Raw genomic sequence first — 7,562 nt, forward strand, 5'->3', positions numbered from 1 at the left:
TATCCTCTCCCGAGGGAGCGGGCTGTCAGACGCGCGCTCCCGACACCGCGCCCCACGTGGTGCGCCAGCGGACCTTGACCATCGCAAGTCCGATGAAGCCAAGCAACGCCAGCGCGCCGAAGAACAGGAAGCCGGCGCCGAAGCCGCCGGTCATGCCCTTGGCATAGCCGAGCGTCTGGGCGAGGAAGAAGCCGCCGACGCCGCCGGCGCAGCCGACCAGCCCGGTCATCAGGCCGATCTCGTGGCGGAAGCGCAGCGGGATCAGCTGGAACACCGCGCCATTGCCCATGCCAAGCGCCAGCACGCCGATCGAGAACAGTAGCACCGAGACCCAGGCGATGCGCGGCAGCTCGGTCAGTGCCCAGCCGCCCGGCGTTGCCGCCGCCGGGCCTTCGGGCATGAAGGCGATCACGACATAGGCGGCCACGACGACGCCGAACAGGATCGAGAGCGAACGGATGCCGCCGATGCGATCGGCGATCATGCCGCCGACCGGGCGGAACCCGGAGCCGAAGGCGACGATCAGCGCGACCAACATGCCGGCCGCAACGCCGGAGACGTGATACTGCACGGTGAAATAGAGCGGCAGCGCGTTGGCGAGGCCGACGAAACCGCCGAAAGTGATGAAGTAGAAGAACATGAACCAGCGGCTGTCGGAATCCTTCAGCAGCGCGCCATAGGCCTTCAGCGAGATCTTCTTGCGCTCGCCCGGCGCGTCCTTGGCGGCGAATGCGTAGTAGGCGAGCACCATCAGCATCGGAATCAGCAGGCAGCCGAACACGGCCTGCCAACCCCAATGCTCTGCAATGGACGGCGCTAGCAGCGTGTCGAGCACGACGCCCATATTGCCGGCGCCGGCGATCCCCATCACCACGCCCTGATATTGCGGCGGATACCAGCGGCTGGCCTGGGGCAGCGCGACCGCAAACGAGGCGCCGCCGACGCCGAGCGCAAGCCCGAACAGCTCAATCGCAAGCTTGCTGGACAGCCCGAAATGCCAGACCGACGCGGTCGCGGCGATCACGACAAGTTGGGCGATGATGCCGGTGCGCTTGGCACCGATGATGTCGGCGAGAATGCCCATCGGCACGCGCAGCAGCGCGCCGGCAAGCACCGGAATGGCGACCAGGGTGAACTTCTCGTTCACGGCCAGATTCATGTCGCGCGCGATGTAGACGATCAGCGGTCCGAGCGCGACCCACGCCATGAAGCTGATGTCGAAGTAGAGGAACGCCGCAAGCAGGGTCGGCCAGTGACCTGCCTTCTTGAACTCGGCTAGCTTCATCGCAAGCGTCTCGCGTTGATGCGGCGGAGACAGCCGTGGAAGCGGCTCTCTCAGGCGCAGATAAATCGAATGTGGGTGAATGCGTGAGCGCGCTCGTCGTTGAGACGCACTCCGTCAACAGATGAAGTCAGCAATTTGCGTGCCATCGAATCGATCGCATCGCTTTGCCTTGCAGTCGCAAGACGTTGCAGCGAGATCGCGAACATTATTCTGCGATCGGAATTGGCGTGGCTTGCAGCAAGCGCCGCCGCGCAAACGCGCACGCTGACGCTTTCTTGTGCGATGCGCCATCGGCATGCGGTGGCACGTCGATCGCGGGCTCGCGATCATCATCGCTGACGCCGATGCTGTGATGCACAAGAGATCATCGGCGTGGCTAAAAAATCGGCCAGCATTCTCGGCGGCGCGCTATCAGGCTGATTCGATGTCGCCGGAAACCGATTGATTTTACTGTCAAACTTGCCTGCCGCGAGTTGGCACGCGTTTTGAATATTATTCACTAACGGAACATCGATCGTCATTGAGGACGGTCTGCGCCCGCGGCTGGGCTTCCTAACAACTCCAAACCTTATCGGTGTCGATCGACGACGCGCGCCGCGTCGCTGAGCACCGTCATCGGAATTGAGAGGCAGACCATGCTCGACAAGGTGATCAAGCAGAAGCTCGTGGTGATCGGCAACGGGATGGCCGGTATCCGCACGGTGGAGGCGCTGCTCGAGCGCGCGCCCGATCTCTACGACATCACCGTGTTCGGCTCCGAGCCCTACGGCAATTACAATCGCATCCTGCTGTCGCCGGTGCTCGCCGGCGAGAAGACCGTCGACGACATCATGCTGAACACCGCCGACTGGTACGAGGACAACAACATCACGCTGCGCAAGGGCGAGACGATCAGCATGATCGACCGCCGGACCTGCGAAGTCGTCACCGAGGCAGGCGAGCGCGTTCCCTACGACCGCCTGCTGGTCGCCACCGGCTCAAACCCGATCATGCTGCCGCTGCCGGGCAAGGAGCTTCCGGGCGTGATCGGCTTCCGCGACATCTATGATGTCGATCGCATGATCAAGGCCTCGACCGACTATCGCAACGCGGTCGTGATCGGCGGCGGCCTGCTCGGCCTCGAAGCCGCCAACGGCCTGATGAAGCGCGGCATGAACGTCACGGTCGTGCATCTGCTCGACACCTTGATGGAGCGTCAGCTCGACCCGGTGGCCGGCGGTCTCCTGCGCAAGTCGCTGGAAGAGCGCGGCATGGTGTTCAAGATGCCGGCGCAGACCCAGGCGATCCTGGGCGAGGATCGCGTCACCGGGGTGCGCTTCGGCGACGGCACCGAGCTGCCGGCTGACTTGGTCGTGATGGCGGTCGGCATCCGCCCGAACTTCGAGCTCGCCAAGAAGGCCGGGCTCTATTGCGAGCGCGGCATCGTCGTGTCCGACACCATGCAGACCTATGACGGCCGCATCTATGCGGTCGGCGAATGCGTGCAGCACCGCCGCCAGACCTACGGTCTCGTCGCGCCGCTGTTCGACCAGGCCAAGGTCTGCGCCAATCACCTCGCGATGAAGGGTTTTGCCACCTATGACGGTTCGGTCACCTCGACCAAGCTGAAGGTCACCGGCATCGACCTGTTCTCGGCCGGCGACTTCGCGCCCGGGCCGGACAAGGAGGAGATCGTGCTGCAGGACGCCAATCGCGGCGTCTACAAGCGCATCATCCTGAAGGACAAGAAGATCGTCGGCGCCGTGCTCTATGGCGATACCATCGACGGCCCCTGGTACTTCCAGCATTTGCGCGACGGCACCGACGTTTCGCACATGCGCGAGCGCCTGGTGTTCGGCGCCGCCAATCTCGGCGAGGGCGGCGTCAGCGGCCAGAACTCGGTTGCCGCGATGAGCGACGAGACCGAGATCTGCGGCTGCAACGGCGTCTGCAAGGGCGCGATCGTCAAGGCGATCTCGGAGAAGAAGCTGTTCACGCTCGACGACGTCCGCGCCCATACCAAGGCATCGTCGTCCTGCGGCTCCTGCACCGGCCTCGTCGAGCAGATGCTGGCGTTCACGCTCGGCGGCGACTATTCGGCGGCGCCGAAGGTCAAGCCGCTGTGCAAATGCACCGATCACAGCCATGACGACGTCCGCCGCGTCATCATCGAGCAGCAGCTCAAGACCATTCCCGCCGTGATGCGCTTCATGGAGTGGAAGACGCTGAACGGCTGCCATTCCTGCCGCCCGGCGCTGAACTATTATCTGCTCGCGACCTGGCCCGGCGAATACCGCGACGACCAGCAGTCGCGCTTCATCAACGAGCGCGTCCACGCCAACATCCAGAAGGACGGCACCTATTCGGTGGTGCCGCGGATGTGGGGCGGCGTCACCACGCCGAGCGAGTTGCGCGCCATCGCCGACGTTGCCGAGAAGTTCAACATCCCGACGGTGAAGGTCACCGGCGGCCAGCGCATCGACCTGCTCGGCGTCAAGAAGGAGGACCTGCCGGCGGTCTGGGCCGATCTCAACGACGCCGGCATGGTGTCGGGCCACGCCTACGCCAAGGGCCTGCGCACGGTGAAGACCTGCGTCGGCTCCGAATGGTGCCGCTTCGGCACCCAGGACTCCACCGGCCTCGGCGTCAAGCTCGAGAAGTTCATGTGGGGCTCGTGGACGCCGGCCAAGGTCAAGCTCGGCGTCTCCGGCTGCCCGCGTAACTGTGCGGAAGCGACCTGCAAGGATGTCGGCGTGGTCTGCGTCGATTCCGGCTACGAGATCCATTTCGCCGGCGCCGCAGGCCTGCACATCAAGGGTACCGAGTTCCTGACCAAGGTCGAGACCGAGGACGACTGCCTCGAGGTGATCGTGGCGCTCACCCAGCTCTATCGCGAGGAAGGCTGGTATCTCGAGCGCATGTACAAATGGTGCGACCGCGTCGGTCTCGAGCAGATCAGGAAGCGGGTGGTCGACGACATCACCAACCGCAAGGCGCTGTTCGCCCGTTTCGCCTATTCGCAGCAGTTCGCGCAGACCGATCCGTGGGCCGAGCGCGCCAGCCGCGGCGTCGACCGCAACGAATTCGCGCCTCTCGCCGAACTGGAGCTCGCATGACCAGATGGATCGAAATCGGCGCACTCGACGACATTCCGCGGCTCGGCTCGCGCCTGGTGCGCACCCCCGGCGGCAACATCGCTGTGTTCCGCACCGAGAGCGACGAGGTGTTCGCGCTCGACGACCGCTGCCCGCACAAGGGCGGGCCGCTGTCGCAGGGCATCGTGCATAACAAGCGCGTCACCTGTCCGCTGCATAATTTCGTCATCGAGCTTGCGAGCGGGCAGGCGGTCGCACCCGATGAAGGATGCACACACACTCATCCGGCCAAGGTCGAGAACGGCATTGTCTGGCTGTCGATGCGGCAGGCGGCTGCGGTGAGCTGAGCGTCAGGCGATGCCCGTCAAGACCACGTGTCCTTATTGCGGTGTCGGTTGTGGCGTCATCGCGTCGAAGGACGCGGCGGGCGTGGTCCGGGTCGAAGGCGACAAGCAGCATCCGGCCAATTTCGGCCGGCTGTGCAGCAAGGGCTCGGCGCTCGCCGAGACCATCGATCTTGACGGGCGTCTGCTCGAACCTGTCATCGATGGCGCGCCCGCGGCGTGGGACGACGCGCTCGATCGCGTCGCCGACGGTTTTAACCGGATCATCAGGGAGCACGGGCCCGACGCGGTCGCGTTCTATGTCTCCGGCCAGCTTTTGACCGAGGACTATTACGTCATCAACAAGCTCGCCAAGGGTTTTGTCGGCACCGCCAATATCGACACCAATTCGCGGCTCTGCATGGCTTCCAGCGTCGCCGGGCACAAGCGCGCGTTCGGCAGCGATACCGTGCCAGGCTGCTACGAGGATCTTGAGCAGGCGGATCTCCTGGTGTTGGTCGGCTCCAATGCCGCCTGGTGCCATCCGATCCTGCACCAGCGCATGCTGGCGGCCAAGGAGAAGAACCCGGTCTGCAAGATCGTGGTGATCGATCCGCGCCGCACCGCGACCTGCGAGGGCGCCGATCTGCATCTGCCGCTGCGCTCGGGCAGCGATTCCGTGCTGTTCAACGGGCTGTTCGCATTCCTCGCCGGCAGCAACGCGGTCGATCGCAGCTTCGTCGGCAATTGCACGACCGGCGTCGTCGACGCGCTCAAGCAGGTGGCGGGACAGACCGTGGCGCAGACGGCTGCGACCTGCGGCCTGACCGAAGGCGCGGTCGGGTTGTTCTTCGACTGGTTCACCCGGACCGAGCGCGTCGTCACGCTGTACTCGCAGGGCATCAACCAGTCGTCGAGCGGCGTCGACAAGGTCAACGCCATCATCAATTGCCATCTGTTGACCGGACGCATCGGCCGTCCCGGCATGGGGCCGTTCTCGCTGACCGGGCAACCCAACGCGATGGGCGGCCGCGAGGTCGGTGGGCTCGCCAACCAGCTTGCCGCGCATATGGAGATCGAAAATCCCGCGCATCGCGAGCTGGTGCAACGGTTCTGGCGCGCGCCTGTCATTGCGGAGAAGGCCGGGCTGAAGGCGGTCGACATGTTCGACGCGATCGCCGACGGCCGCATCAAGGCGGTGTGGATCATCTCGACCAATCCAGTGGTGAGCCTGCCCGACGCCGACCGCGCCCGGGCCGCACTCGAGGCCTGCGAGCTCGTCGTGGTGACGGATTGCATGCGCGAAACCGACACCACGCGCCATGCCGACGTGCTGCTGCCGGCGCTGGCGTGGGGCGAGAAGGACGGTACCGTCACCAATTCCGAGCGCCGGATCTCGCGGCAGCGGCCGTTCCTTGCCGCGCCGGGCGAGGCGCGCGCCGACTGGCGCATCATCTGCGACGTCGCCACCCGGATGGGATATCCGGGCTTCGACTACGCGTCAGCCGCGGAGGTGTTCCGCGAGCACGCCGAACTGTCGGGCATCGAGAATGACGGCCGGCGCGATTTCGACATCTCGGCGCTGGCTGTTCTCGACGACGGTGCCTATGACGCGCTGGCGCCGGTGCAGTGGCCGGTGACATCGGAGCATCCGGCCGGCACGCCGCGGATGTTCGAGAGCCAGACATTCTTCACGCCCGACCGCAAGGCGCGCTTCGTGCCGGTGGCGCCGCGCGCCGCGCGCCACGCCACCAGCCGCGACTTTCCGCTGGTGCTCAACACCGGTCGTATCAGGGATCAGTGGCACACCATGACCCGGACCGGAAAGACCGGTCGGCTGCTGTCGCACGTCTTCGAGCCCTATGCCGAATTCCATCCCGACGACGCGCGGCAGGCCGGTGTGCAGAGCGACGGGCTGGTGCGGCTGACCTCTGAATGGGGCGAGATGATCGCGCGGGTCGTGGTCACCGCCGACCAGCGCCGCGGCTGCGTGTTCGTGCCGATGCACTGGAACGAGGAGTTCGCGGGTGAGGGCCGCGTCAACGCGCTGGTCAATCCGGCGGTCGATCCGCTGTCCGGCCAGCCGGAGTCCAAGCACACGCCGGTCAAGGCCGATCCTTACGCGCCGAAATGGCACGCCTTTATCCTGAGCCGCGACGCGATCAAGCGTCCGGCGTCGGGCTATTGGGTTTACGGCAAGGCCGGCGACTGCACGAGGCTGGAGCTCGCGCTCGACGTCCGCCCAGAAAGCTGGCGCGACTGGGCGATGGCGCAGCTCGGCCTTGAAGGTGTCGAGATCGAATGGATCGCCTACCGCGATCCGGCGGCGGGCCGCTTCCGCTACGCGGCGGTGCGCGACGGCCGGCTCGAAGGCTGCGTGTTCATCGCGCCCGATCACTCGCTGCCGTCGCGGGCCTGGCTGACCGGTCTGTTCGCCGAGGAGCAATTGTCGGCCAATGCGCGGATGGCGCTGCTCGCAGGACGGCCCTTCGGGGCGGGCGAGGACATCGGCCCGATCGTCTGCTCCTGCTTCAGCGTGGGACGGCATCAGATCACCGCCGAGATCAGGAAGGGCGCCGACAGCATTGAGGCGATCGGCCGCTGCCTGAAGGCCGGCACCAATTGCGGCGGCTGCAGGCCCGAGATCGGCAAGCTGATCGGCGCCACCGCGCAGCCGCGGCAGGCGGCGATCGCGTCCTAGACTCCCGCTATCGGCTTGAGCTGCGCGATGCATGATCTCCGCGCAAGCGCTTCGCGTTTGTCGCGAGGGAAAACCGCTTCGCGCTTTTCCGGATCACGCTCTAGAGCATTTTCCGATCTGGCGGAATCGAGAGGGATTCCCTAGCGGGATAAATCGTGATTCACCTTGAGGGCTGGTGG

At 65.5% G+C, this 7,562-nt stretch carries 4 protein-coding genes; 3 read left to right on the plus strand and 1 reads right to left on the minus strand.

What is annotated here, in order from left to right:
- Positions 1 to 25: 25 nt before the first annotated feature.
- Positions 26 to 1,285: an MFS transporter gene (locus QDT69_RS28935; RefSeq protein ID WP_279709870.1), complete on the minus strand. Its 1,260-nt coding sequence runs from the start codon at positions 1,283 to 1,285 to the stop codon at positions 26 to 28.
- Positions 1,286 to 1,935: 650 nt separating this feature from the next.
- On the opposite strand from QDT69_RS28935, the gene nirB reads away from it, so the two are divergent.
- From nirB to QDT69_RS28950, 3 genes are read left to right on the plus strand one after another with little or no spacing between them, the layout of a single operon-like run.
- Positions 1,936 to 4,380 carry a nitrite reductase large subunit NirB gene (nirB, locus tag QDT69_RS28940; protein WP_279709882.1) on the plus strand — a complete coding sequence of 815 codons (2,445 nt, stop codon included), beginning with the start codon at positions 1,936 to 1,938 and terminating at the stop codon, positions 4,378 to 4,380.
- Complete coding sequence (nirD, locus tag QDT69_RS28945) at positions 4,377 to 4,706, plus strand: nitrite reductase small subunit NirD (RefSeq protein WP_279709871.1); 330 nt, start codon at positions 4,377 to 4,379, stop codon at positions 4,704 to 4,706. Before nirB ends, nirD begins: the two co-directional genes overlap by 4 nt.
- A gap of 10 nt (positions 4,707 to 4,716) precedes the next feature.
- Positions 4,717 to 7,383, plus strand: coding sequence for a nitrate reductase (locus QDT69_RS28950; RefSeq protein ID WP_279709872.1), 2,667 nt, complete (start codon positions 4,717 to 4,719; stop codon positions 7,381 to 7,383).
- Positions 7,384 to 7,562: the final 179 nt, after the last annotated feature.

Origin of the sequence: Bradyrhizobium sp. CER78 (genome assembly GCF_029846235.1) — a bacterium.
Taxonomy (GTDB): domain Bacteria; phylum Pseudomonadota; class Alphaproteobacteria; order Rhizobiales; family Xanthobacteraceae; genus Bradyrhizobium.

Bases quoted from the DNA above. Each gene is read 5' to 3' on its own strand.
- QDT69_RS28950 (WP_279709872.1), top strand. From the start codon at position 4,717: ATGCCCGTCAAGACCACGTGTCCTTATTGCGGTGTCGGTTGTGGCGTC.
- nirD (WP_279709871.1), top strand. From the start codon at position 4,377: ATGACCAGATGGATCGAAATCGGCGCACTCGACGACATTCCGCGGCTC.
- QDT69_RS28935 (WP_279709870.1), bottom strand. From the start codon at position 1,285: ATGAAGCTAGCCGAGTTCAAGAAGGCAGGTCACTGGCCGACCCTGCTT.